Annotated in this window: 26 protein-coding genes and 1 tRNA gene; 8 read left to right on the top strand and 19 right to left on the bottom strand. The window is 61.7% G+C overall.

Translation table 11 applies throughout. From position 1 onward, the window contains the following. Positions 1–20: 20 nt before the first annotated feature. A complete protein-coding gene (gene ahcY, locus EL2594_RS04970; protein WP_011413936.1) occupies positions 21–1,430 on the bottom strand; it encodes an adenosylhomocysteinase in 1,410 nt (469 codons plus the stop codon). A gap of 327 nt (positions 1,431–1,757) precedes the next feature. Here ahcY and EL2594_RS04965 point away from each other — a divergent pair, with 327 nt between their 5' ends. Continuing rightward, positions 1,758–2,237, top strand: coding sequence for a peroxiredoxin (locus EL2594_RS04965; protein ID WP_011413935.1), 480 nt, complete (start codon positions 1,758–1,760; stop codon positions 2,235–2,237). A 72-nt stretch (positions 2,238–2,309) separates the two neighbouring features. Here the strand turns inward: EL2594_RS04965 and EL2594_RS04960 are convergent, their stop codons facing one another. Beyond that, a complete protein-coding gene (locus EL2594_RS04960) occupies positions 2,310–4,664 on the bottom strand; it encodes a TonB-dependent receptor (RefSeq protein WP_011413934.1) in 2,355 nt (784 codons plus the stop codon). A gap of 95 nt (positions 4,665–4,759) precedes the next feature. Between EL2594_RS04960 and EL2594_RS04955 the strand changes: the two genes are divergently transcribed. After that, on the top strand, positions 4,760–5,377 hold the full coding sequence (locus EL2594_RS04955) for a TetR/AcrR family transcriptional regulator (RefSeq protein ID WP_011413933.1): 618 nt from the start codon (positions 4,760–4,762) through the stop codon (positions 5,375–5,377). A gap of 7 nt (positions 5,378–5,384) precedes the next feature. Here EL2594_RS04955 and folE read toward each other — a convergent pair whose 3' ends face one another. From folE to EL2594_RS04935, 4 genes are all read right to left on the bottom strand, one after another. Continuing rightward, complete coding sequence (folE, locus tag EL2594_RS04950) at positions 5,385–5,996, bottom strand: GTP cyclohydrolase I FolE (RefSeq protein WP_011413932.1); 612 nt, start codon at positions 5,994–5,996, stop codon at positions 5,385–5,387. A 177-nt stretch (positions 5,997–6,173) separates the two neighbouring features. Beyond that, positions 6,174–6,662, bottom strand: coding sequence for a hemerythrin domain-containing protein (locus tag EL2594_RS04945; protein WP_011413931.1), 489 nt, complete (start codon positions 6,660–6,662; stop codon positions 6,174–6,176). A 255-nt stretch (positions 6,663–6,917) separates the two neighbouring features. After that, positions 6,918–6,994: transfer RNA gene (locus EL2594_RS04940), tRNA-Arg, on the bottom strand. 55 nt (positions 6,995–7,049) lie between these two features. After that, positions 7,050–7,463, bottom strand: a complete 414-nt coding sequence (locus EL2594_RS04935) for a (deoxy)nucleoside triphosphate pyrophosphohydrolase (protein WP_041685086.1) — start codon at positions 7,461–7,463, stop codon at positions 7,050–7,052. Between the two features lie 80 nt (positions 7,464–7,543). Here EL2594_RS04935 and EL2594_RS04930 point away from each other — a divergent pair, with 80 nt between their 5' ends. Together EL2594_RS04930 and EL2594_RS04925 are read left to right on the top strand one after the other, a co-directional pair. After that, positions 7,544–7,732 (top strand): Flp family type IVb pilin, encoded by a 189-nt coding sequence (locus tag EL2594_RS04930; protein ID WP_233994315.1) that lies wholly within the window; start codon positions 7,544–7,546, stop codon positions 7,730–7,732. Between the two features lie 117 nt (positions 7,733–7,849). Beyond that, positions 7,850–8,014, top strand: a complete 165-nt coding sequence (locus tag EL2594_RS04925) for a Flp family type IVb pilin (protein ID WP_011413928.1) — start codon at positions 7,850–7,852, stop codon at positions 8,012–8,014. Positions 8,015–8,090: 76 nt separating this feature from the next. Here the strand turns inward: EL2594_RS04925 and EL2594_RS04920 are convergent, their stop codons facing one another. The 5 genes from EL2594_RS04920 to EL2594_RS15740 all read right to left on the bottom strand — a co-directional run bounded on the left by EL2594_RS04920 (position 8,091) and on the right by EL2594_RS15740 (position 13,548). Continuing rightward, on the bottom strand, positions 8,091–9,566 hold the full coding sequence (locus EL2594_RS04920; RefSeq protein ID WP_041685084.1) for a M48 family metalloprotease: 1,476 nt from the start codon (positions 9,564–9,566) through the stop codon (positions 8,091–8,093). Positions 9,567–9,672: 106 nt separating this feature from the next. After that, positions 9,673–10,617: an acetyl-CoA carboxylase carboxyltransferase subunit alpha gene (locus EL2594_RS04915; protein WP_011413926.1), complete on the bottom strand. Its 945-nt coding sequence runs from the start codon at positions 10,615–10,617 to the stop codon at positions 9,673–9,675. Between the two features lie 9 nt (positions 10,618–10,626). Then, positions 10,627–11,547, bottom strand: a complete 921-nt coding sequence (locus EL2594_RS04910) for a tyrosine recombinase (RefSeq protein ID WP_011413925.1) — start codon at positions 11,545–11,547, stop codon at positions 10,627–10,629. Between the two features lie 7 nt (positions 11,548–11,554). Beyond that, the gene (locus EL2594_RS04905; RefSeq protein ID WP_041685082.1) at positions 11,555–13,417 is read right to left on the bottom strand and encodes a hypothetical protein; all 1,863 of its coding nucleotides are present in this window, start codon (positions 13,415–13,417) and stop codon (positions 11,555–11,557) included. Then, positions 13,414–13,548 (bottom strand): hypothetical protein, encoded by a 135-nt coding sequence (locus tag EL2594_RS15740; RefSeq protein WP_011413923.1) that lies wholly within the window; start codon positions 13,546–13,548, stop codon positions 13,414–13,416. Before EL2594_RS15740 ends, EL2594_RS04905 begins: the two co-directional genes overlap by 4 nt. 71 nt (positions 13,549–13,619) lie before the next feature. Between EL2594_RS15740 and EL2594_RS04900 the strand changes: the two genes are divergently transcribed. The 4 genes from EL2594_RS04900 to EL2594_RS04885 are packed head-to-tail and all read left to right on the top strand — an operon-like array spanning position 13,620 to position 16,548. Continuing rightward, complete coding sequence (locus tag EL2594_RS04900) at positions 13,620–14,189, top strand: shikimate kinase (protein ID WP_011413922.1); 570 nt, start codon at positions 13,620–13,622, stop codon at positions 14,187–14,189. After that, positions 14,180–15,289: a 3-dehydroquinate synthase gene (gene aroB, locus EL2594_RS04895; RefSeq protein ID WP_011413921.1), complete on the top strand. Its 1,110-nt coding sequence runs from the start codon at positions 14,180–14,182 to the stop codon at positions 15,287–15,289. Before EL2594_RS04900 ends, aroB begins: the two co-directional genes overlap by 10 nt. 33 nt (positions 15,290–15,322) lie before the next feature. Next, positions 15,323–16,093 carry a cyclase family protein gene (locus EL2594_RS04890; protein ID WP_041685687.1) on the top strand — a complete coding sequence of 257 codons (771 nt, stop codon included), beginning with the start codon at positions 15,323–15,325 and terminating at the stop codon, positions 16,091–16,093. Then, positions 16,090–16,548, top strand: a complete 459-nt coding sequence (locus EL2594_RS04885; protein WP_011413919.1) for a GNAT family N-acetyltransferase — start codon at positions 16,090–16,092, stop codon at positions 16,546–16,548. The genes EL2594_RS04890 and EL2594_RS04885 overlap by 4 nt, the downstream gene beginning before the upstream one ends. Here the strand turns inward: EL2594_RS04885 and EL2594_RS04880 are convergent. The 8 genes from EL2594_RS04880 to scpA form a co-directional block, all read right to left on the bottom strand. Then, entirely contained in the window at positions 16,545–16,829 is a 285-nt protein-coding gene (locus EL2594_RS04880) for a hypothetical protein (RefSeq protein ID WP_011413918.1), read from the bottom strand. The genes EL2594_RS04885 and EL2594_RS04880 overlap by 4 nt on opposite strands. Before the next feature lie 140 nt (positions 16,830–16,969). After that, positions 16,970–17,341, bottom strand: coding sequence for a tRNA-binding protein (locus tag EL2594_RS04875; protein WP_011413917.1), 372 nt, complete (start codon positions 17,339–17,341; stop codon positions 16,970–16,972). Further along, on the bottom strand, positions 17,341–18,021 hold the full coding sequence (locus EL2594_RS04870; RefSeq protein WP_011413916.1) for an O-methyltransferase: 681 nt from the start codon (positions 18,019–18,021) through the stop codon (positions 17,341–17,343). Before EL2594_RS04870 ends, EL2594_RS04875 begins: the two co-directional genes overlap by 1 nt. Position 18,022: 1 nt before the next feature. Continuing rightward, positions 18,023–20,059 (bottom strand): acetyl-CoA carboxylase biotin carboxylase subunit, encoded by a 2,037-nt coding sequence (locus EL2594_RS04865; protein ID WP_011413915.1) that lies wholly within the window; start codon positions 20,057–20,059, stop codon positions 18,023–18,025. Next, positions 20,059–20,856, bottom strand: a complete 798-nt coding sequence (locus tag EL2594_RS04860) for a heme-dependent oxidative N-demethylase family protein (protein ID WP_041685079.1) — start codon at positions 20,854–20,856, stop codon at positions 20,059–20,061. Before EL2594_RS04860 ends, EL2594_RS04865 begins: the two co-directional genes overlap by 1 nt. Beyond that, complete coding sequence (gene bioB, locus EL2594_RS04855) at positions 20,853–21,878, bottom strand: biotin synthase BioB (RefSeq protein ID WP_011413912.1); 1,026 nt, start codon at positions 21,876–21,878, stop codon at positions 20,853–20,855. Before bioB ends, EL2594_RS04860 begins: the two co-directional genes overlap by 4 nt. After that, positions 21,875–22,417 (bottom strand): hypothetical protein, encoded by a 543-nt coding sequence (locus EL2594_RS04850; protein ID WP_233994314.1) that lies wholly within the window; start codon positions 22,415–22,417, stop codon positions 21,875–21,877. The genes bioB and EL2594_RS04850 overlap by 4 nt, the downstream gene beginning before the upstream one ends. Next, positions 22,414–24,567 carry a methylmalonyl-CoA mutase gene (scpA, locus tag EL2594_RS04845; protein ID WP_011413910.1) on the bottom strand — a complete coding sequence of 718 codons (2,154 nt, stop codon included), beginning with the start codon at positions 24,565–24,567 and terminating at the stop codon, positions 22,414–22,416. Before scpA ends, EL2594_RS04850 begins: the two co-directional genes overlap by 4 nt. Positions 24,568–24,672 lie beyond the last annotated feature (105 nt).

The raw sequence follows: 24,672 nt of genomic DNA, 5'->3' as shown, positions 1-24,672 counted from the left end.
TTTCCGCGAATTCCCGCCGATCAGTAGCGGTAGTGTTCGGGCTTGTAAGGGCCATCCACCGGTACGCCGATATAGTCGGCCTGGACCTTGCTGAGCTTGGTGAGCTTCACGCCGAGCTTGTTCAAATGCAGCGCTGCAACCTTCTCGTCGAGATGCTTGGGCAGGACGTAGACTTCGTTCTTGTATTCGTCGCCCTTAGTCCACAGCTCGATCTGCGCCAGCACCTGGTTGGTAAAGCTGAAGCTCATGACGAAGCTGGGGTGGCCGGTGGCACAAGCGAGGTTCACCAGACGGCCCTGGCCGAGGATGATGATTTCCTTGCCGTCGGGGAAGCGCACGACATCGGTGCCCGGCTTCAACTCGTTCCACTCGTAATTGTTCAGCGCGGAAATCTGGATCTCACTGTCGAAGTGCCCGATGTTGCAGACGATCGCCTTGTCCTTCATCGCCTTCATGTGTTCGGCGGTAATGACATGCTCGTTGCCGGTTGCGGTGCAGAAGATATCTGCGACCTTCACCGCCTCTTCCATCGTTACCACTTCGAAGCCGTCCATCGCGGCCTGAAGGGCGCAGATCGGGTCGATTTCCGTCACCAGCACCCGCGCGCCGCCGTTGCGCAGCGACTGGGCCGAACCCTTGCCGACATCGCCGAAACCGGCGACGCAAGCGACTTTACCTGACAGCATGACATCGGTGGCGCGGCGGATTGCATCGACCAGCGACTCGCGGCAGCCGTAGAGATTGTCGAATTTCGACTTGGTGACGCTATCGTTCACATTGATCGCCGGGAACGGCAGTTTGCCGCCCTTGGCGATGTGATAGAGGCGGTGAACGCCGGTGGTGGTCTCTTCAGACACGCCGACGATATTCTTGACCGACCGGGTCAGGTAACCGGGCTTGTCCTTGACGAAGGCCTTGAGCGCGCGCTGCATCTCGATTTCTTCCGCATTGGCGGGCTCAGGCATTTCTTCACCCGCCTCGATACGAGCGCCCCATAGCGCAAACATCGTGGCATCGCCGCCATCGTCGAGGATGAGGTTGGCGGTCTGGTCGGCATCTTCGCTCGTCGACCAGTCGAAAATGCGGCCGACATAGTCCCAGTAATCGGCGAGGCTCTCGCCCTTGACCGCGAACACGGGGATACCCTGCTCTGCAATCGCGGCGGCAGCATGATCCTGCGTCGAGAAGATGTTGCAGGTCGCCCAGCGCACATCGGCACCCAGCGCGACCAGCGTTTCGATCAAGACCGCCGTCTGGATGGTCATGTGGAGCGAGCCAGTGATGCGCGCGCCCTTGAGCGGCTGGCTCTCACCATATTCATCGCGCAAGGCCATCAGGCCCGGCATCTCGGTTTCAGCGATGGCCATCTCGTCGCGGCCATATTTGGCGAGCGCGATATCCTTGATCACATAATCGGCGTTGGCGGACATAAATTGCTCCTAGAGAGTGGCAGCGGGCGGCGGATTGCGCGCTGCGAAAATGATTGCGCGCGCCTTAGCGATGCGTACCTCAAAGAGCAAATATAACGATTCCTTTATATGCGGCACCAGACCCAGGCGATCGCCGTCAGAGCAATCGGTCAGGTGGCGGATGGCTACACAATATGCATGGGTCGCAGGAGGGCTGCCTAAGACAGACGAGATGGTATTTGTCGGCTTTACGCAAATGCCACGGCGGCAAGCGATACCCATTGCCTCCATGCTGGAGGCTCCTATGTGGAGGGAGAGAGACCACGCTAACAAAAGGATGCTGCACCCATGTCGATTTCCAAAGGCGATACGCTACCCGACGTCACCCTCGTGAAGCCCACCGATGCCGGGCCCGAGCAAGTCAAATCGAGCGAATTTTTCGCTGGCAAGAAGGTCGCATTGTTTGCAGTCCCCGGTGCCTTTACCCCGACCTGCTCGGCAAAGCACCTGCCCGGCTATGTCGAGAAGGCCGAGGAGCTGAAGGCGAAGGGCGTCGACGAGATCGCCGTGACCTCGGTCAATGACCCGTTCGTAATGGGCGCGTGGCAAAAAGCCGATGGTTCGGATGAGATCACGTTCCTCGCTGACGGCAACGGTGAATTTGCCGAAGCGATCGGGCTGACAATGGATGGCAGCGGCTTCGGCCTCGGCACCCGGAGCCAGCGCTATTCGATGATCGTCGAAGACGGCAAGGTGACTGAACTCAACGTCGAAGCGCCCGGTGATTTCTCGGTCTCGAGCGCCGAGCACATGCTCGGTCAGCTCTAACTCGCGTAGTTACGGAACGAAGAAGGGCGCCCAATCGCGGGCGCCCTTATAATTTTCGGCGATTGGCTTTACCTAAAAACGGACCTCGCCGGTGATGAACACTCTGCGGGGATCGCCATAAAAGCCGGTCAGCGTGCCTTCGAGGCCGAGTGTCGGCCTAAATGGCGTGCCGCTAGTACCACCCGCCACGAAATTGTATCCAGCGACGATATAGCGTTTGTCGAACAGGTTTTTCGCGTGGAGACCGATGCTGAACCGGTCGCTGTCCGCAGTATAGACGATGCTCGCATCGACGAGTGCGAACCCGTCCTGGTCGAGGAACGCGTTGGGCGTCTCGAACTGACTCGCGTCGCTGCGGAACGATACCGATCCGAGAAGATCGACCATGCCGGACGCCACCGGCAGGCCGAGCACGAAACCGGCATTGACTGTCAGGTCCGGCGTATTCTGGAACACCCGTTGATCCGCCACGTCGGTGCCGAAGGCGTCGATAAAGGTATTGTATTCAGCGTCGAGGATACCCAGCGCCCAATTGACGCTGAAGCGGCTGCCCGCCCCGGCGAAATCGCGGCCGACGAGCGCATTGCCTTCAAATTCCACTCCGTTGACGTTGGCCGAGGCGGCGTTGGAGGTAATGCCGATGAAACTGTCGTTGATGCCATCGCCATTGGTATCCACCCCGACCGAGCCGGGAATTTGCACGTCGCTGTAGTCGCCGAGAAAGGCAGCAAGGCTGACATTGACCCGATTGTCGAACAGTGAAGCCTTCCAGCCTAGTTCGTAGCTGTCGACCGTTTCAGGAGCGAAGCGCAAGAATTCGAACTGGTCGTCGAAATCCACGTTGCCATCGCCGTCCAGGTCGGGCGCTGCGCTCGTCTGCCCGCGGGGATCGAAGCCGCCCCCTTTGAAGCCGCGCGAATAGGTGAAGTAGATATTGTGGTTTTCCGCCGGCTTGTAGCTGATCGAAGCGCGCGGGGTGAACTCTTTGAACGTTTCGCTGCCGAGGAAATCCGACGTGACGGCAATCGGGATTGCCGCAGACGGGGGGAACAGGTCGCTATAGCCGCCGATAAAGGTCGTCCGCAAAACCCGGCTGGTGCGCTTGTCGTTGGTATAGCGCCCGCCGACCGAGACGCTCAGCTTCTCGCTAATGTCGAATGTAAAATCGCCGAATATCGACCATGTCTCGGTGTCGACGTCGCCCAGGGTCTGCGCATTGAGACCCGGTAGTCCTATCAGCGCTCCTGTGGTGAAGAGCGCCACGTCGAAAGCGGTGAAAGCATTAGCATCCAGGTAATAGACCCCCAGCACACCGGCAAAGCGGTCGCTTTCATAAAGTAGCTGGAATTCCTGGCTGAACTGGTCGTTCTCGTAGATTGCCGGGACGTCGAGGTCAGCAGCAGGCAGGCTGTCGAAATCGATCGGGGTCGTCGAGCTATCCTCTCGGTAGCCGGTGATGGATTTGAGCGTGACGGTATCGGACACTTCGAAGGCGACGGTCAGCGCGCCGCCATAGGCCTCCACTTCCTGATCCACGACGTTCAAACCTGCACGCGTGTCGTAGACGTCGTCGAGCACGGGTGCACCGCTGAATAGGCCGGGGATGAGACGGTGGCCCTGTCGCGCATCGCTCTCGTCCTTCACATAATCGCCCGACAGGCGAATGAAGAGCGGCCCAGTCTCGACTTCGATCGTGCCGCGCGCCGCCCAGACGTCCTTGTTATAGTTCTCCACTCCCGGCAGATTGAGATTGTCGCCGAAGCCGCCCCTGCTCAAGCGTGCGCCGCTGGCGCCGATGCGGATGGCGTCCGAAATCGGCGCCGAGGCGCTTACGACCAGGTCGGCCTGATCGTAGGAGCCGTAGGTGCCGCGAATCTTGACGGTAGGGTCAGCGGGCAAGCGCGCCGTCACGTATTTGATTGCCCCGCCGATGGTGTTGCGTCCGTAAAGGGTGCCCTGCGGTCCACGCAGCACTTCAATCCGCTCGACATCGTAGATATCGAGCACGGCAGCTTGCGGGCGGTTGAGATACACGTCGTCGACATAAAGGCCGACACCCGCTTCGAAGCCGGCCACAGGATCCTGCTGCCCAACCCCGCGAATAAATGCGGTGAGCGTGGTGTTGGTGCCGCGCGATACTTCGAGAGTGAGATTGGGTACCTTCTGTCCGATCTCGGTCAGTTCGAGCGTTCCGCTGCGGACGAGGTCCTCGCCGGAAATTGCCGTAACCGACAGCGGCACGTCGACGGCCAGCTCCTCCCGACGACGCGCTGTCACAACGATAGGCTGGCCATAGCCGCTCCCGGCAGCCTCCTGTCCGCCCGTATCGGCCGTATCCTGCGCCACAGCGGGTGCAGCCTGCGCGAATGTGAAACCGGCGCCGAGCATAAGCGCGAGCCTGAAAGAATTTACCGTCGACATGTCCATCTCCCTAAAAGTCACCAACTACCCTTTATTGAAAGTTGAACCACCTTTCAAGTTAGCTATTGTCGCAGACCGCGTTTCGGCATAGGTTGCCGATCATGGGACGGGGCCAACCTTTGCAATCCGACGAGAATTCCGGCCCGGTAACCGAGCGCGGCCGCCGCACGCGCCGCAAGCTGCTCGACGCGGCCAAGCTGGAATTCGGGGAGAAGGGGTTTCACGACGCCTCGATCAGCGACATCACGCGACGCGCCGAAGTCGCCCTCGGCACATTCTACACCTATTTCGAATCGAAGGATGAGATATTCCGAGCCCTCGTTCGCGACTTCAGCGATGGAGTGAAGGAAGCGGCAGCCGCCGGGATTTCAGCGAGCGCTACGGCGCTGGCGATCGAACGCGATGCACTCGCCGCTTTCCTGTCCTTCGCTCGTGAACACAAGGAGATCTACCGTATCATCGACGAAGCCGAGTTTGTCGACCCCGCCAGCTACCGGGCGCATTACGAGAACACGGCGCAACGTATATTCGAACGCCTGAAGGCGGGCGGCGCGACCGGCGAGTTTCGCGATGACATCACGGAAGCGGACGCCTGGGCCGTGATGGGCATGAATGTTTTTCTTGGCCTTCGCTACGCTGTCTGGGCGAAGGATGACGATGCCATCGAAGACGTTCCCGAGCGGGCGATGCAGATCCTCAAGCGCGGCATTACTGCCTGACCAAGGCTCAACCGTAACCCATCAGGCTGAGGACTTCCTTGCGGCTCCGTTCGTCATCGAGGAAACAGCCGCACAGCTTTGATGTGACCATGCTGACCCCGGGCGTTCGTACACCGCGACCGGTCATGCAGCCATGCTGGGCTTCGATCACGACTGCAACGCCCTCTGGCTCGAGATTGTCCCAGATGCAGTTCGCGACTTCGGCCGTCAGACGTTCCTGGATTTGCAGCCGGCGGGCAAAGCCGTGGAGTACGCGGGCGAGCTTGGAGATACCGACGACCTTGTCTCTGGGAAGGTAGGCAATCGCCGCCTTTCCGGTGATCGGCGCCATGTGATGCTCGCAATGGCTCTGGAAGGGGATGTCTTTGAGCAAGACGATCTCGTCATAGCCCCCAACCTCCTCGAATACCCGGCTGAGGTGGATCGCAGGATCCTCTTTGTAACCCTGGCAATATTCGAGCCAGGCACGCCCGACCCGCTTGGGAGTGTCCAGCAGACCTTCGCGTGCCGGATCGTCGCCCGACCATTCGATCAATGTGCGGATGGCATCTTGCACGTGCTCGGGCACGTCCGGCTTCTTGATCGCGGGATCTTCGACATAGTCGGCTTCGCAGGCCATGGCGTCTACCTCTCTTTCTGGGCACGGCACCAAGGGCCATGCCGATATGTGCGAGCGCCAAAGCGGAAAGTGCCTGAGCGGTAAAGCCCAACTTTGGTCCGTGCCGTGGCTCTTGAACGCCAGATACAAGAAGCCCGGCCAAAAAGGCCGGGCCCAGGCTGGAGTAAACCGTGCTTCCTATTCCTTGGCGTCTTTCATCTTCTCCGGAGTCACCTCCGCCGTTTTGAGCTCGGCCGCCTTGCGCTTCTCGAATTCGGCGCCAAGCTCTTTCTTGTCCGATTCGCTCAAATGCTCGTCGAAATCGGGGAAATGGTCTTCCTCTTCCTCGTCGATGTGGTGGCGATACTCATGGTCGAGCTTCTTGAACTTCTGTAGCCATGCGGACGACGACATGTCGGTGGCGGCGAGATCGTTAAGCAATTCGTCGAGCTCATGATGCTCCGCAACCGAATGACGGGTCTCGTCCGTCGTTTCGGGATTTTCGAGCATGTCGGCATAGATCGATTGCTCCTCTGCCGCAGCGTGGCTCTTCACTTCCTTTGTGAACTCCTCGAGCAGCTGACGGCGTTCCTCGCTGTCACCGCTGGTATCACCGATCTTGTCCAGCAATGCGCGATGCCGCTCGTGGTCGGCCTTGAGGCGCTTGAAAATTCCTTGATCGGTCATGGGGTATCTCCTGGATTGGTCTTACCGGACTAACCGAATTCGTGCGCCATGGTTCCGGAGGCGCCCCCCTGGTTCGCGTTGTCCGCCAACAAGAAAGCCCACCCCGTTGCCGGGATGGGCTTGCTTGGCGCGCCAGGAAGGATTGTTCTCGCCCTGCGGGCTCGCTCGTCTCGGCTGCGCCTCGACTCCGAACAGGTTCGAACCTTCCCGCTGCCCAACCAAGAAAGCCCACCCCGTTGCCGGGATGGGCTTGCTTGGCGCGCCAGGAAGGATTCGAACCTCCGACCGCCTGATTCGTAGTCAGGTACTCTATCCAGCTGAGCTACTGGCGCGCATCGGAGGGCGGCACATAGGGGGGCGCCAACGGCTTGGCAATCCCCTTCGCCGCTATTTTTCGAACAGTTGCCGCGCCAGTTCGACGTCGAGCGGCGGCTTCGGCAGCCTGGCGATCTCGGCGGGTCTGTGCCATTTGAACTCTCCGCCCTCTTTCGCCGTGATCGACCCGCTCCACCGCGAACAAGTGTAAAGCAGCAAAACGATTCCGCGGCCATCGACGGCGGCATCCGATGCCGCAAAACCGGCTTCCCGCATCGCATCTATATCGAGCTTGAGCGCCGACTCCTCGAACATCTCGCGCGCCAGCGCCTGCCGCACGGTTTCGCCTGGCTCGACCTTGCCGCCGGGAAACTCCCACAGGCCCGCATGCTCCTTACCGACGGGCCTGCGGTGCATCAGCCACCGCCCTTCCCCATCGGAAAGCGCCGCAGCGACAACCAGCACATGTGTAAAGTTTCTTTTCACTTTTCGATCTTCAGCGAACCTTTTCTTTACCCTGATGGATCAAAAGGGCGCTGTCTGGCTAGACGCGAGTGGAGTCTATTGTGCGAAAACTGATCACATCACTACTGCAAGACGAGGCTGGCGCGACGGCCGTCGAGTACGGGCTTATCCTCGCACTCGTCTTCCTCGCGATGGTCGCGGCGGTGCAGGGCGTCGGCAACGAAACCGTCGCCATGTGGGATCATGTGTCGTCGACTTCGCAGCAAGCGATAGATCAGTCGGGCGTCTGAGAAATCGCCATTCACCTTAGGAATTTGTCAACTCGTCGCGCTTAAACCCCAAAATCACTCGTTCCGGAACGTCTGGAAAGAGTCGGGTACCGAAGACTGAAAACCAGGAGACTATCAATGAAATTCTTCAACAACCTCATGAAGGACGAGCAGGGTGCAACCGCCATCGAGTATGGCCTGATTGCTGCTCTGATCGCTGTCGCTGCCATCGTCGCCATGCAGGGCCTCGGCAACCAGCTGAGCAACACCTTCAGCTCGGTTTCGACCACGATGTCCGTCTAAGACTCGGTCGAATAACCACACGGAAACGGCGGGGAGCGTTCCCCGCCGTTTTTGTTTGTGTCGGATTATTTGACGCTCAGCGAGCGCGCACCACGATCTTCACCTTCTGACCGGCCTGCAAGGTATCATTCGCTCCGAGACCGTTGAGGACCCTGAAGCGTTCGACTTGCGCGCGATCATAGGCCATCCGGCGGGCGAGCGTTGCGACCGTGTCCCCCCTGCCCACGGTGACGACATCGATCCGCCGCGGGATGACCGCACTGGCCTCTGCACTGGTGATGCGCCTCATCGAGTTGAACATGGGGGTAAAGGTGCTCATCCGGCCCGACGGCGTTATCGCTTGGAAATGATAGGCGCGGTCAGGTGCAAGCTCGTAGGCGAAGACAGCCACGTCCACCGTTCGCTGGCCGGTATTGACTCGCGCTGTCCCATAGACGGCGGGCAAACCGTTCACCGTTGTGCGCTGAAGCGACGAAGGTGTGAGCTGCTGCTGGTTGCCGCCGAGCGCCGAGAACACCGAACGGACATAAGTCTCGAGATTCCCATCATAGCGCGCGATGGTCAGCTGCGCTTGGCCGCCGTCGCCGTTGATCGACACCGCACGGGTCCCGTTCACCATGTAGAAGCCGTTGGGCGAAGTGAACGAGAAACCGAGTTCGGGGTGAATGAAGCGTTGGCCTTCGATCACGCCCTGTGCAGGATCATCACCATATAGCAGCCCATCGATGCCGGACAGAAAGGTGTCGCGATTGGTCACCGTGCCGGATAGCCCCCGCGCCTTCTGGGAAGCGGTAGAAACACGACTGGCGGGATCGGGGTGGGTCGAAGCCCATTCGGGGATAGTCGCGTTGCGACCCTGCAATTGCGCATCGAGGCTGTTCTGAAGCGCAAGACTGCGCAGCACGGTGCTCATAGCCTGGGGATCGTATCCGGCATTCGTCAGATAACGGATGCCAAGCTCGTCCGCCTCCAGTTCCTGACTGCGGGAAAAGCGCAGCGTCAGAAGCTGCGACCCCTGCAGGAAACCGCGCGAGAGCGTATCGCCGATACCGCTATCGCCTAGCAAGACGCCCGATGCGATGGCACCTAGGACACCGAGGATGGAGTTGCGCTGTGCGGCCTGCTGCCGGCGTTGCGAATGACGGGCGGCGACATGGCCCACTTCGTGGCCCAGCACGGCTGCCAGTTCGGCTTCATTATTCATCAGGCCGACGAGTTGGCGTGTGGTGTAAATATAGCCACCGGGAATCGCGAAAGCATTGTTGACCGAACTGTTGACGAGGCTGACGGTGAAATCCTCGCGCGCATTTCCGAGTCCCGACTGAACCGCGATGTTCTTGCCGACGCGCTCGACATAGTCGGCGTGCACGCCTGTCATCCGGCCGCCGAATTCGGCCAGCAGCTTGGGATGCGCTTCGGCGCCCTGTTGCGATTCTGTCTGCGTGATGGGGGCAGAAGCACTCGGGATCGAGCCACCTCCGCCCATGCAGCCTGTCAATGCCAGGCTCATTGCGGCTGCGGAAACGGATGCCAAAATACGCTTGGTTTTCATTATGCGTGTCCCTCGGTTCGTACGGAATCAAGCGCTTCGCTCGAGCGAACCGCTCCCACCGAGAGATCAAACGTGCGAATGGCCCTGCAAGTTCCGCGACGCGGCGTTATCCGCCGATCTGCAAAAACCGTTCTTCGCGCATGCGGCGCAGCGTCTCGCCCGGCAAGTCCGCCAAGGCATCCAGTTCCTCATCTATTGCATTGGCAAGCGTTTCGCAGATCGCCGAAGGATCGCGATGCGCGCCACCGGTCGGCTCCTTCACGATCCGGTCGATCACCTTCAGATCGAGCAAATGCTGCGCGGTCACCTTCATGGCCTCTGCCGCATCGGGCGCCTTTTCCGCCGTGCGCCACAAGATGGACGCGCAGCCTTCGGGCGAGATGACAGAATAGACCGCGTGCTCCAGCATCAGCACGCGCTCGGCGCTCGCGAGCGCCACGGCGCCGCCCGAACCGCCCTCGCCCACAATCGTAGCCACCATCGGCACCGGCAAGGCCAGACAGGCTTCGGTCGAACGGGCAATAGCCTCTGCCTGCCCGCGCTCTTCGGCCTCGACGCCCGGAAACGCGCCCGATGTGTCGACCAATGTGACGACCGGCAGTCCGAAACGCCCGGCGAGGTCCATCAGCCGGATCGCCTTGCGATACCCTTCCGGTTTGCCCATGCCGAAATTGTGGCGCAGCCGACTCTCGGTATCATTGCCCTTTTCATGACCGATGAGCACCACCTTGCGGCCGCGCAAGGTCGCGAGGCCGCCCATGATCGCTTCATCTTCGCCGTAATTGCGATCGCCGCCAAGCGGGACGAACTCGTCGAAGGCATGCTTTACGAAATCGCGAAAATGCGGACGCTGCGGATGGCGCGCGACCTGCGTTTTCTGCCACGGCGTGAGCGCAGAGTAGGTACTGGTAAGCAGCGCGGCGCTCTTGCGCTCGAGCCGCTTGAGTTCGTTCGAGATATCGACCTCGTCGCCTTCGGCAGCCGACCGCAATTCTGCGATCCGCGCTTCGAGCTGGGCAACGGGCTTCTCGAATTCGAGATAGGAATTCATGCCGGTGCGCTAGTCCTCCGTTCGCTTTTCTGCAAGCGTGCTGCGTTTGCCAGCTGCCCGCGCCGACAGCGGATGGCGCTCGTTGACCAGCGCGACGAGCCGCGCGGCATCGACATGGGTGTAGATTTGCGTCGTCGAAATGTCCGCGTGGCCGAGCAGCGTCTGCAGGACACGCAAATCCGCGCCCCCTTCCAGCAGATGCGTCGCAAAGGCATGGCGCAAGACATGCGGGCTGACCTTGTCCGGATTCAGATCGGCACGCACCGCCAGTTCCTTGAGCATCTGGAACAGGCGAACACGCGTGATGTGCGCCTTTCGCGATGGGAACAGGTACGGGGAATCGCTGCCCCGAAGCCCCATCCAGCTTTGCAGCGCCTCTCGCGCGCGGCCGCTCACCGGCACCATGCGGGCGACGCCGCCCTTGCCGGTGACCGTGAGAAATGGTGCGTCGCGGGGCACGGCAGCGACCGGCAGGGAAACCAGTTCGGTCGCACGAAGGCCCGAACCATACAGCAATTCGATCAGGGCCAGGAGCCGCACCGGCAGGGGGCGACTGGTCTCCGCCTCCCGTTCGGCCTGCTCGAACAGGCGCTCGACCTCCTTGTGCGATAAAGTCTTGGGCAGCGGCCTGCGCATCGTCGGGCGCGGAAGCGCGGACGAAGGATCGTCCTCGCGCAGACCTTCGTCGACGAGAAAACCATAGAACTGCCTGAGGGCCGATGCCTTCCGCGCTACGGTAGCCGGCGCAAGATCGGACCATGCCGAACCGAGCCTGGAAAGCGCAGGTCGCCTGGCGGTTGCCAAGTCACCTGCAAGCGCCTCTGCCCCTTCGAGATCGCGCCTGTAGGCCGCCAGCGTATTGGCAGCCGCACCGCGTTCGGCCGCCAGCATGGCGAGAAATTCCTCGATGGCGGCGGAAGCCTTGGCCACCTTTGCCTCAGGCCCTCGCGACCGCCTCCGCGGCGATCATCCGTGCTTCGGCGGAAAGTCCTGCTCGGTCGAGAGCGCGGACGATATGGAAGAGGTGACGCGGTGTCATGCGCTGCCAGCCTTCGCCCTGCATTCCGACCCCGGCAAGCAGCGCGACAAGCGCCTGGTTCTGCGCGTCGCCCGCCTGGCTGATCAACCTGCTCCAGTTGCTTTGGCGGCCAAGGTCAAGGCGCAGCGACTGGTTGTAATCGTCGCGCGTCGAGGCATCGATGCGATCCAATCCGGCGAGGCCCGCGACGAGGAAAGCCGACTTGCGCTGCTCGTCGCTACCGTCGTCCCCGACGAAACTGTCCAGCGCGCCATCATCGACGGGCGAGCCACGATTGGGCTGCGCGAGCACCAGCAGCGCCCACGCCTCGCTGCCTTCCGGAACCACGGTTCCCCACTCGAGAGCGTCGCGATCGAGCCCTGCCGACAGCATGGCCGCAATGAGCCCGGCGGCATCTTCGGCGAAATCCTTGTTCGCCGGAATCCGCGCCGCGGCATAGGCCGTCAGGACCTTGCGCGCATAGTCGGGATTGTCGCCCGTGCCCCAGACCGATCGAATGGCCTGTAGGCGGATCGCTGGCTCGGCGCCCACATATCCGTCGCGCAGTTGACCCGCGCGCTGGCCGAAGTCGCCTTCGAGACCGGACTCGGCATAATAGCGGGAATAGAGGTCGATGAGCGCCGACGACGAGAGAATCCCCTCGCGCGCGGCCCGTTCCGCACCGGGAAGCCGCTGCGACAGCGGCAGCATCGGCAGTCGGGCAGAAACGCGCTGGTAGTACGGTTCGAGATCGTCGGTCAGGCTTTCCGGGATTTCCGCCCCGAGCGCGGTTGCAAGCCCGTACCGCCACGGGGTGAGTTCCTCCACACCGTCCCATTCGAGATTCACGGCGCTTCGCCCGCGCCCCGCCGCGCCGGCATAGCGCTGCGCCAGAAGGACATCGATATTGGCTGTATCGTCGCCGCGTCGCATGCGGATAAGATTGGAACGAGCACGCGCGGTCTCGCCGGCGAACGCGTTGCAGATGGATCGGATCATTTCCCACTGCGTGCCTTCCCGCAAGTCGGCGCGGAAACGCGCGAGCGGACACGCGCCGATGAGGTCGCCGGTGGCAACGTAGGAGGTGACTGCCGCATCGGCGAGAGTCGCGTTCCAGTTGCCGGTATCGACGTCCTGGCTGATACCGCGTGCGGCCTCGTATTCTCCCATCCGCGCCAGGACCTGCGCGCGCAATCCGGCGAATTCGATGGGCGACATGCCGTCAGGCGCTTGCAGGCGACTGGCGAGCGCGCGGCGCAGCAATATGTGCCCCCAGCGCGACACCAGTGGCCCCCTGGTGCCTTCGAGTGCCGCCCGCACCAACGATGCAGGCTGGCGGGCCAGCGCGGCCTCCGGAAGGCCACCCTCGCTCCGGTCGAGCAGTCCGACCCGCTCCATCGACCGCCGTGCAGCGGGAGGGATGTCGAATTTCGGCTTGAGGCCGAGCAATTCGTCCAGTTCGTCGGGGTCGAGGTCTTCCAGCTCTGCCAATGATGGCAGGCCCGATGGCATGGACGGCGCTGCTGGCCTCTCTCCGCCCTCCGGTATCGGTTGTACGACCGCGCTGCCCGTAGCCGAAGGCGCAGACGGCTGCGACGGCGTCACTGGCGTGGATGGACGCTGGGTGGCCGTCGGTCGCGGGGTCGGCGTGGGCGCGGGGGCGGGATCGTCGAATCCGGGTGGCAGCAGCGATTCCGGTGCCGCCTGCGCTTCGACCATGGTCATGGACAGGGCCAGCGCCCCCACACCCGCCAGCAGCCCACACACCGTAACGCGCTTCATTCCAAACCCTCCGGGACCGGGATTTGCTGTTCGATCGGGCGCAGCGGTTCGCGACCGCCATGCCACCACAGCGCGCCGATCACGATTATCAGCACAAGCAAAAAGCCCGTGCCCCACCGCCGTCGACGCATAGCCAAACCCGTTTCCTGCAATAGTTAGCCTTTATTGCTTTCGCCCTAGCCCATCTCTAGGCCCAGCGGCAATGCATCACGACGCATCCTCCCCCGGCGACGGCGCTATTGCCGCCATGGCCCACCGGGTCACGCGGCCGGTGGTATTGGTCGGACTGATGGGGGTAGGCAAATCGACGGTCGGTCGGCGGCTGGCCAAGCTTATGCAGCGCGATTTCATCGATGCCGACGACGAGATCGAAGAGGCAGCGCAAATGTCGATCTCGGAAATCTTCAGTGCCTTTGGCGAGGACTATTTTCGTGACGGAGAGCGGAGGGTTATCGCGCGTCTTATGGGAGAGGGTCACGGCGTTATTGCGACCGGCGGCGGTGCCTTCGTCAACGCCGAAACCCGCGCGCTGATCCTCGACCAGGGGATCGCCGTGTGGATCGATTGCGACATACCCACGCTGGTCGAACGAACCGGTCGCCGCGATACCCGGCCACTTCTCCGTCAGGGCGATCCCGAGGAGATCCTGGCCCGTCTTCATCGTGAGCGCGAGAAGTTCTATTCGCAGGCTCCGATCCGGGTAAGCAGCGGTGACGGACCGCACTTGCGGACCGCAACGCAAATCCTGGAGGCAATCGACCGATGGCTGTGATTCCGGTCGAACTGGCAGGGCGCGGATACCAAGTCCACGTCGGACGCGACGTGATCGATCGGCTCGGGTCGCTGGCCGCGCCCTTTGTGCGAAAATCGCGCCTCGTAGTCGTCGCTGACACGAACGCATGGCGTCATCACGGCGAACGTTTCTCGCAGGCGGCGCATTCTGCCGGCTGGGCCATCGCTCTCTACGAAGTGCCACCCGGCGAGGGCTCAAAAAGCTGGGCGAGCCTGCAGCGACTGACCGATTGGTTGCTGGAGCAGGAGGTTGAGCGCGGCAACCATGTGTTCGCGCTCGGCGGCGGAGTCGTCGGCGACCTGACCGGCTTCGCCTGTGCGATCCTGAAGCGCGGCTGCGGCTTCATACAAATTCCCACGACCTTGCTGGCTCAGGTCGACAGTTCTGTCGGCGGCAAGACGGCGATCAATAGTTCGACAGGAAAAAACCTGATCGGCGCATTTCACCAACCATCGCTTGTGTTGGCCGACCTTGCGACTCTCGACACCTTGCCCGAACGCGAAATGCGTTCAGGCTATGCCGAGGTGCTCAAGTACGGCGTGTTGGGCGACCGGGCGTTTTTCGACTGGCTGCAGCACAACGGATCGCAGGTTCTGGCGCGCGATCCCGAGGCGCTGGAATATGCCGTCGCCACCAGTGTCGCAGCCAAGGCCCGGATCGTTGCCGAAGACGAGCGCGAGACGACCGGCGCAAGGGCGCTGCTTAATCTCGGTCATACGTTCGGGCACGCGCTGGAAGCCCAGATGGGCTTTTCCGACAGATTGCTGCATGGCGAAGGCGTGGCGGCAGGCATGGTGCTTGCCGCACGCTACTCGGCCCGCCGCGGAGATCTCGGCGATAGCGATGCTTCGCTTATCACAAGAGCCGTCGAGGGCGCCGGCTTGCCCTCCGAGATAGCGGCGCTCGACATGGATACAGATGGTGCCGAACTCGTCACTCACATGCTGCACGACAAGAAGATGGATGCGGGCACCCTGCCCTTCCTCTTGCTGCGCAGCATCGGTGCAGCATATCTTGCGAAGGACGTCGATCTGAAAGACGTCGCCGCTTTTCTCGATGAGCAACTGCAAGCACATTGACGCGGGGCCATGCTGCGGGCGATTGTGCGCAGCATGACCGAATTCATCGACCTCTCGATTCCTATCACCAATGACGTGATTTCCGACCCTGAAGTCATGCGTCCCAAGATTACCTACATGACCCACGAGGACACGTGGCAGCAGATCGCCATGTTCTTCCCCGGCCTCGAAAAGGACGACTTGCCCGATGGCGAAGGCTGGGCGGTCGAGATGCTGGAATTGAGCACGCATAACGGCACACATATGGATGCGCCGTGGCACTACCATTCGACCACCGACAGTGGTGCCGCCCCTGCCCCCAGCATCGATGAAGCGCCGCTCGATCGCTTCTTCCGGCCAGGTGTGAAGCTCGATTTCTCGCACCTGCCGCACGGCCATGTGGTGACGGCCAGCGAAGTCGAGGAGGCTTTCGAGAAGATCGAGTACGACCTGCAACCGCTCGATATCGTGCTTGTGCAGTCTGGTGCGGTCTATGGAACAGAAAACTTCACCGACCAGGGAGTCGGTCTCGGCGCAGAAGCGACTTTGTGGCTGACCGAGCGCGGGGTCGAAGTCGTCGGCACGGATGCTTGGAGCTGGGACGCGCCGTTCAGCCATACCGCCAAGCGATGGGCAGAGAATCGCGATCCGGCCATCATCTGGGAAGGCCACAAGGCCGGTCGCATCCGCCCGTATTACCAGATCGAGAAGCTGACCAATCTCGCGGCGCTGCCGAGTCACGGTTTCACCTTCAGCTGCTTTCCGGTGAAGATCGAACGCGCCAGCGCGGGCTGGATCCGCGCGGTTGCGATGATCGAGAAATGAGCGAGTGGCGGCTACGCGCGCCGCTCGCTGGTGAGAGCACCGAGATCACCGCGCTTTGCCTGAGGTCCAAAGCGCACTGGGGCTACGACGCTGCTTTCATGGAAGACTGCACAGACGAGCTGACGGTCCGACCGGACAAGCTGGCAGAGAACTTCGCTCGGATCGCGGAGAAGGATGGCGCCATCGTCGGGTTCGTCGAAGTGTCTCGCGATGGCGATACCTGTGAACTGGAGAAGCTATTCGTCGATCCCGAGGCGATGGGCCAAGGTGTCGGGAGAATTTTGTTCGACGCGGCGAGAACATCGTGCACCGAAGCCGGCATAGAAAGCATGGCGATTGCCGCCGATCCCGACGCAGTACCGTTCTATGAGCGCATGGGGGCAAAACGCATCGGCGAGGTCGTCTCCAGATCCATACCGGGTCGGGCGTTGCCGCTGCTGCGCTTGACTATCTAGCCGACCTTCGGCGGGCGGGCGCTAGGCAATTCTGTGACGTTTGCCGCTTCGAGCGAAGCCTTTACAGCTTCGGCTTCCTCGCGCTTCATTTCGTCGTGCTCGTTGAAAATTGCCTCGATCTCTTTGCGTTTGTCCAACAGCATGAAGGCTATCCCCGGTGCGAGGCTTTCGCCATCGCCGATTTTGCCCAGCAAGGCGGCAAGATCGCTCAGGGACGCTTCTTCCGGAGTCCGGAAGAATTGCCCCTTGTTATCGAAAAACGCTGTGCCCTTCTTCGCCATCGTTCGCTCCACTCAACGCCCAACGCGACCGATCTTTTCTTACATTCGCGGGAATAGAATACAGCAATTGTCGAAACCTGTCCTGACCGTTGTGCACAGAACAAGATTCTTTCGTTTTTTCATGGCGTAGCGAGGTTAATCTAAAATAGCCTCGACCCGTTGGGAACACGAACATCGGGAGCAAAAAGCACGACTTCACTATCCGAGTCGGCAAATCCCAGCGTCAGCACTTCGGACATGGTCGGACCGATCTGCCGGGGCGGGAAATTGACGACTGCCGCGACCTGGCGGCCGGGCAACTCGTCGAGGTGGTAATTGGCAGCAATCTGCGCGCAGCTCTTCTTCTCACCGATCGCGGGCCCGAAATCGATCCGTAACTTGTAACTTGGCTTGCGGGCTTCCGGAAAATCCTCGGCTGCCACGATCGTTCCGATGCGAATATCGACGCCGAGAAAATGGTCGAAGTCGATCTGGTCGGCTGCCGGTGCATCGGGCGCGTGGGTCAGGTGCATCAGTCTCTCACTCTGAGGAACATCATCCCGTCCCAGCCCTTGGCCCCGACGGTTTGCAGCGCCGTAGCCTCGAGGCGCGGATGATTGTTCACATGTTCGTACAGCGCGCGGGTGCCCTTGGCCGATTCATCGTCTTCGTCCGGCTCGAGAATGTTCCCCTCGCGGACCACGTTGTCGACGATAATCAGCGCGCCTGGCCGCGAGAGTCGCAGGGCGTGTTCGACATAGTTGACGTTGTTGGGCTTGTCGGCATCGATGAACGTCAGATCGAAAGGGCCTTCAAGCGTTGCGAGCGATTCCAGAGCTGCAGCCACTTTCATCTCGATGCGATCTCCGATGCCCGACTCATCGAAGTTCTTCCGCGCGACACTGGCGTAGGTTTTCTTCGCCTCAAGGGTCACCACGCGACCGGTCTCACCGACGCCGCGGGCGAGGAAAAGGGTCGAAAAGCCGCCTAGCGTCCCGATCTCAAGCGCGCGCCGAGCGCCCATGATTTCGCACACCATTTGCAGGAAGCGTCCTTGAGCGGGCGAAACGGCGATGTCGGGAAGACCGCGCTCGGCATTGCGCGCTGCACAGTCGGCGAGGACTGGACCGTCTTCGAGCAAAGCCTCGCCGATCATGTCGTCGACAGCCGACCAGAGCGGATTAACCGCCTTCCATCCGGCGACGCCGGACATGCTATTCCAGCTCCAAGATCACCGCATCCACGGCGAGGCTATCGCCTTCCCCAGCGTTGACCTTGGCCACCGTCGCCTGTTTTTCGGCGCGAAGGATGTTTTCCATCTTCATCGCTTCAACGGTCGCGAGCGGCTGGCCGGGCTGGACCTCTTCGCCTTCGCCGACATGCAGTTTCACCAGCAGTCCGGGCATCGGGCAGATGAGCAGCTTGGAAAGATCGGGCGGCTCCTTCTCGATCATATGGCCGGCGAGATGCGCCACGCGCTGCGGCAGGATGCGCAGGTGGTGCGTCCCGCCGCGCGTGGTGATCGCATAGCCCGTCCGGGTCGGCGCAAGCTGCAAAGTCAGGACATCATCCCCGAGCTCGACATCGACCATGCGCTCGCCCGGCGTGTAATCGAAGCTCACCTCTACAGGCTCGCCATCGACGAGGATCGCGTCTTCTTCCAGTCGTACCTGGTAGTGTTTGGCATCGGCCTCGGTCCGACCGATCCGGATCGCCCAGTCGCCTGGTGCGTACATCTCGTCGGCCAGCTGCTGGTCGATCCGTCGCGCACGGTCGGCATCGGCCGTGGCGATCACGCCACCGACAGCCGCGAGCCCGCGCAACAACTCGTCCGAGGCTGGCGCGCCTTCGAAACCCTCGGGGTATTCCTCGGCGATGAAGCCCGTGGTCAGTTCGCCCGAACGAAAGCGCTCATGCTGCATGATCGCGCTGAGGAAATCGACATTGTGGCCGAGGCCGACAATCCGGAAAGCATCTAGTGCCTGGATTTGAAGGTCCGCCGCTTCGTCGCGCGTTTCGCCCCAGGTGACCAGCTTCGCGATCATGGGGTCGTAGAACATCGAGACCTCGCCGCCTTCATAGACGCCGTCATCGACGCGCACCCCGTCGACACCGCGTCGTCCGTTGGCCGCGCCATCGTCGGTCCAGCCTTCGAGCGGTGGCTGGTATTCGATCAGTCGTCCGGTCGAAGGCAGAAACCCGCGATAGGGATCTTCGGCATAGACGCGGTTCTCGATCGCCCAGCCGTCGATGCCGATATCGTCCTGCGTCATCTCCAGCTTCTCGCCGGCCGCGACGCGGATCATCTGCTCGACGAGGTCGATACCGGTGATCGCTTCGGTCACCGGATGCTCGACCTGCAGGCGGGTGTTCATTTCGAGAAAATAGAAACTCTCACCGGTCTCGTCCGCACCGCTGACGATCAGCTCGACCGTGCCTGCCGAGTGATAGTCGACTGCGCGCGAGAGGGCGACGCACTGCTCACCCATGGCTTTGCGCATCTTGGGCGTAACGAAAGGCGAAGGTGCCTCCTCGACGACCTTCTGATGACGCCGCTGGATCGAACATTCGCGCTCGTTCAGATACAGGATATTGCCGTGCTTGTCGCCGAGGATCTGGATTTCGATATGGCGCGGATCTTCGATGAACTTCTCTATGAAAACGCGGTCATCACCGAAGGAATTGAGGCCTTCGCGCTTGGTCGCTTCGAAGCCCTCGCGCACATCCTTCTCGCTATAAGCGAGCCGCATACCCTTGCCGCCGCCACCGGCTGAGGCCTTCATCATCACCGGATAGCCGATGTCGTTGCTGATCTCGACCGCGTGATCGGTGTCTTTGATCTCGCCGACGAAGCCGGGGACGACGTTGACGCCCGCTTTCTTGGCCAGCTTCTTGGACTCGATCTTGTCACCCATCGCCGCAATCGCGTTGGCTGGCGGGCCAATAAAGGTGATGCCCTCCTTCTCCAGCGCTTCGACAAAGCTCGCCCGCTCGGACAGGAAGCCGTAGCCAGGGTGGATCGCTTCCGCGCCGGTCTGCTTCGCCGCTTCGATGATCTTGTCGGCGATCAGGTAACTTTCGGCTGCTGGCGGCGGGCCGATGTGGACGGCCTCGTCCGCCATCTTCACGAAGGGCGCGCGGGCATCGGCATCGGAATAGACCGCGACGGTGGCAATCCCCATCCGTTTGGCAGTCTTGATCACGCGGCAGGCAATCTCGCCGCGATTGGCAATCAGGATTTTCTTGAACATCAGTCCGTCAATTCCTCTCTTCGCCGGTCCGCATAGCCGATCAGCGCGGGAAGGTAAGCCCCTATCCCGCGCCTTTCGCGCTCGCCGGGCGGGATGGCTTGAACCGCTTCGGCGAGCCATTCGACAGAGTCGGCGGGCAGCGCCTCGAGCGGCTCGACATAGACGCCGATCGTGAAAAGGATTGCGCCGGTTTGCGGCAGGCGGCGCAGTGTCTGGCGCTCGCAGCGGGCGAACAGCCGTCTGCCTGCGTTCTCAGGCGTCACCCCGGCGAATAGCACGCGCGCTCCCGGCAGGTGGCACAGATCGCTGCTGTCAACGACGAACCAGTTGCTGCGGCCGTAGAGCGCGCCGGGCTTAAGCTTGGCCATAAAGCGATCGACCCCGGTCGCAAGTTGCTCGGCATAACCATGGATGGGCGCATGCATCGCGGCGAGCGGCAACCCCATCTTGTCCGCGACACGCCAGTCGGTCGGGAACGCGACAGCCGCACCGACAAGCCGGTAAAAATCCTCTTCGGGCCGACGCGTGAGTAGGCACATATCCTCCCAGTGCGCCCCGGCAGCTTCGAGGAGTCCGCCCGAGACACCAAGCAGAGCGGCAAGTTCCTTTGCGGGAGCAGCCGCCCCGTCGGAAAGCTGGATCGCCTCGGGTCGTGCCGCAAACGCGGCAGCGCGGGTGACAAGGTCAGGCTCCGGTTGGAGCCATTCGTCCTCCCCCAGCGCACACAATCCGATCTTCAGTTTCTCGCTATTGCGGGCGTGCGGGAGGAGCTCGCGTACTGAGAACCCGAGAGTCACTCCGCGGGAATCGCCGCCTTCCCTGCTTCATCTTTGGCGCGTCGCAAGGGTTCTTCACCTTGCAAGGCTGTTAACCCGAGCTTGTCGAACAGCGCCGCGTCCTTGTCATCGCCGGCATTGGCTGCCGTCAGCAGCTTGTCGCCGGTGAAGATCGAGTTCGCGCCCGCCATGAAACACAGCGCCTGCGTCGCTTCGCTCATGCTCTCGCGTCCTGCGGACAGCCGCACCATGCTCAGCGGCATGGTGATGCGCGCCACTGCCACGGTGCGGACGAATTCGATATCGTCGATCTTGGCGAGCGGCGTGTCGGCCAGCATGTCGCCGAGCACCGTGCCCTTGACCGGCACCAACGCATTGACCGGCACGCTTTCTGGATGGCGTTCGAGCGTGGCGAGCGTGTGGACGAAGCCCACGCGGTCCTCGCGCGTTTCGCCCATGCCGACGATCCCGCCGCTGCACACGTTGATCCCGGCATCGCGGACGTTCTGGAGCGTGTCGAGACGGTCCTGGTAATTGCGGGTCGAGATTACGCGCTCGTAATATTCCGGCCCGGTGTCGACGTTGTGGTTGTAGTAATCGAGGCCCGCGTCCTTGAGCATGTCCGCCTGCTTCGGCGTCAGCATGCCCAGCGTCATGCAGGTCTCCAGCCCCATGTCGCGCACGCCCTTCACGATCTCGACGATCGCGGGCATGTCGCGGTCCTTGGGATTGCGCCACGCCGCGCCCATGCAGAAGCGCTGCGAGCCCGCATCCTTGGCCTGCGCCGCCGATTGCAGCACGCGCTGGACGTCCATCAGCTTGGTCGCTTCGACGCCGCTATCGGCCTTCACCGACTGCGAACAATAGCCGCAATCCTCCGGGCACCCGCCGGTCTTGATCGACAGCAGTGTGCAGAGCTGCACCTGCTCGGGCGGATGGTAGGCGCGGTGGACCGTGGCGGCCTGGAATAGCAGCTCGGTGAACGGTTGTTCGAACAGGGCCGCGATTTCGTCACGGCTCCAATTGGTACGGATGGGGGTCATTGAGTTTGTCTCGTGACGTCCTTGAAGATCAAATATAGTTTGTAGCCCTCAGCAGAGAACTGATAGCAAAAGTCCATGCCTTCAGCGAGCTTGATGCAAGCATCCTCGGCACCGTCATGGTGAATACGCGCGATAGTGCCGGCAAAAATTCGCTTCGCTTCGTTGCGCGGAATCTGAGAAGCGCAAGAGATGGCAAATTTCATCGTCGTTTTGAGATCCTCAAGTCCCCAATGTTGGTTTCGCCAAAACTTGAACTCGAAAGAGCGATCACCCTCGGACGTGTCAAACCATAGATCCGCCCGTCCGAGTCTTTGTCCTTCTGCAGTGTTCTTCTTTAGCTTGTATTCGGCAGCAGGAAAAAAGCCAGCTAGGGCAGCACCGCCTACTAGAATGCTTACGGCCGGCAGCTCGGCATCACCCATCGGATCAAATCTGTCACAAGCCCAATGCTTGGCAATCAATCCACCCGTTTCCCGCATCCAACTTGCAAAGATGGCGGCATCCGCATGACCGCTCGGCGAGATTTGAACAGGACTCACTCCGCCGCCTCGTCCAGCTCATCCCCGGCAGGCGGCATGTTGTGGCCGAGCAGGCGCAGCATGTCGGCCCCGCATTCGACCACGTTGCTTCCCGGGCCGTAAATACCCTGCACCCCGGCCTCGCGCAGGAAGTCGTAATCCTGCGGCGGTATCACGCCGCCCGCGACGACCTTGATATCGCTGCGGCCCGCTTCCCTGAGCAGGTCGATGAGTTCCGGGATAAGCGTCTTGTGCCCCGCTGCGAGCGAGCTGGCACCGATGGCATCGACGCCGTTTTCCAGCGCCATCGCCATGGCTTCCTTCGGCGTCTGGAACAGCGGGCCGGAGACGACTTCGAAGCCCATGTCGGCGAAGGCGCTGGCGATCACATTTGCGCCGCGGTCGTGGCCGTCCTGGCCCATCTTGGCGACCATGATCCTCGGCTTGCGGCCCAAGCGGCGTTCGACCGCTTCGACACCGTCGGTGACCTGCTGCCAGCGGTGGTCGAATTCATAGGCGCTCTTGTACACGCCGCTGACGGGCTTGGGTGTGGCATCGTGGCGGCCGAAGACCTCTTCCATCGCGCTGGAGATTTCGCCCAAGGTCGCGTCATGGCGCGCGGCTTTGACAGCCAGCTCCAACACGTTACCGCCACCGGCCCCTCCCTTGGTGAGCTCTTCAAGCGCAGCCTGGCATGCCGCCTCGTCGCGCTCGTCGCGGACGCGCTTGAGGCGCGCGATCTGGCCCTGCCGGACCTTGTGGTTGTCGATATCGAGCGTGTCGATCTCGTCCTCGACATCGCGGCGGTACTTGTTGACGCCAACGATCACCGTTTCGCCCTTGTCGACGCTAGTCTGCTTTTCCGCCGCCGCGCGTTCGATGGCGGCCTTGGGTTTGCCGGTCGCGACATAGGCGGTCATACCGCCTTCCGCCTCGATCTGTTCCAGCATAACCTCGGCCTCTTCGACCAGCTTCGCAGTCAGCGCTTCGATGTAGTAAGAGCCGCCGAGCGGATCGACGACATTGGTGATACCGCTTTCTTCTTGCAGCACCAATTGCGTATTGCGAGCAATGCGGGCGGAGAAATCGGTCGGCAACGCGATGGCTTCATCGAGCGCGTTGGTGTGCAGCGACTGCGTGCCGCCCAGCGTCGCGGCCATTGCTTCGATCGTGGTGCGGATCACGTTGTTGTAGGGGTCCTGCTCCTGCAAGCTGACGCCCGATGTCTGGCAATGGGTTCGTAGCATCTTGGAGCGTTCGGACTTGGCGCCCAGCCCGTCCATCACCTTCCACCACAGCGTGCGCGCCGCGCGCAGCTTGGCGATCTCCATGAAGAAGTTCATGCCGATGCCGAAGAAGAAGCTCAGTCGGCCCGCAAAGGCGTCGATATCGAGCCCGGTCGCCATCGCCCGCTCGGCATATTCCTTGCCGTCGGCGATGGTAAAGGCGAGTTCCTGCACCGCCGTCGCCCCGGCCTCGTGCATGTGATAGCCCGAAATCGAAATGCTGTTGAATTTCGGCATGTTGGCGGAAGTGTAGGCGATGATGTCGCTAACGATCCGCATGCTCGGTTCGGGCGGATAGATATAGGTGTTGCGGACCATGAACTCCTTGAGGATGTCGTTCTGGATGGTCCCGGAAAGCTGCTCGGCGCTCACCCCCTGCCGCTCGCCTGCGACGATGTAGAACGCCAGCACGGGGATCACCGCACCGTTCATCGTCATGCTGACCGACATCGAATCGAGCGGGATCTGGTCGAACAGGATTTCCATGTCCGCGACGGTATCAATCGCAACGCCCGCCTTGCCGACATCGCCGACGACGCGCGGATGGTCGCTGTCATAGCCGCGGTGCGTGGCGAGATCGAAGGCTACCGAGAGGCCCTTCTGGCCCGCCGCGAGATTGCGGCGATAAAAGGCGTTGGATTCTTCGGCAGTCGAGAAACCCGCATATTGGCGGATCGTCCACGGCCGCCCGGCATACATCGAAGCCTTCACCCCGCGCGTGAAAGGCGCGAATCCCGGCAGGCCGGGATCAAGGTCAGCGGTGTCCTCCGCCGTATAGAGCGGCTTGATCGTGAAGCCCTCGGGCGTGTCCCAGGTGAGGTCGCGACCCTTGCTCTCCTTGTCCGCAAGGGCTTCCCAATCGGAAACGGTCGGTTTGTCAGTCATGCGGGTCCCTTACCCGTTCGTGTCGAGCCAAGTCGAGACACCTTTGGCAATTGCATCTCGACGTAGTTTATCCTGAGCGGCTGCTTAGGAGCCAGCCGAAGGGAA

This window comes from Erythrobacter litoralis HTCC2594, from assembly GCF_000013005.1.
GTDB classification, from domain to species: domain Bacteria; phylum Pseudomonadota; class Alphaproteobacteria; order Sphingomonadales; family Sphingomonadaceae; genus Parerythrobacter; species Parerythrobacter litoralis_A.
Note: the sequence above shows the minus strand (reverse complement) of the source record. Positions and strands in the feature narration are given on the sequence as shown.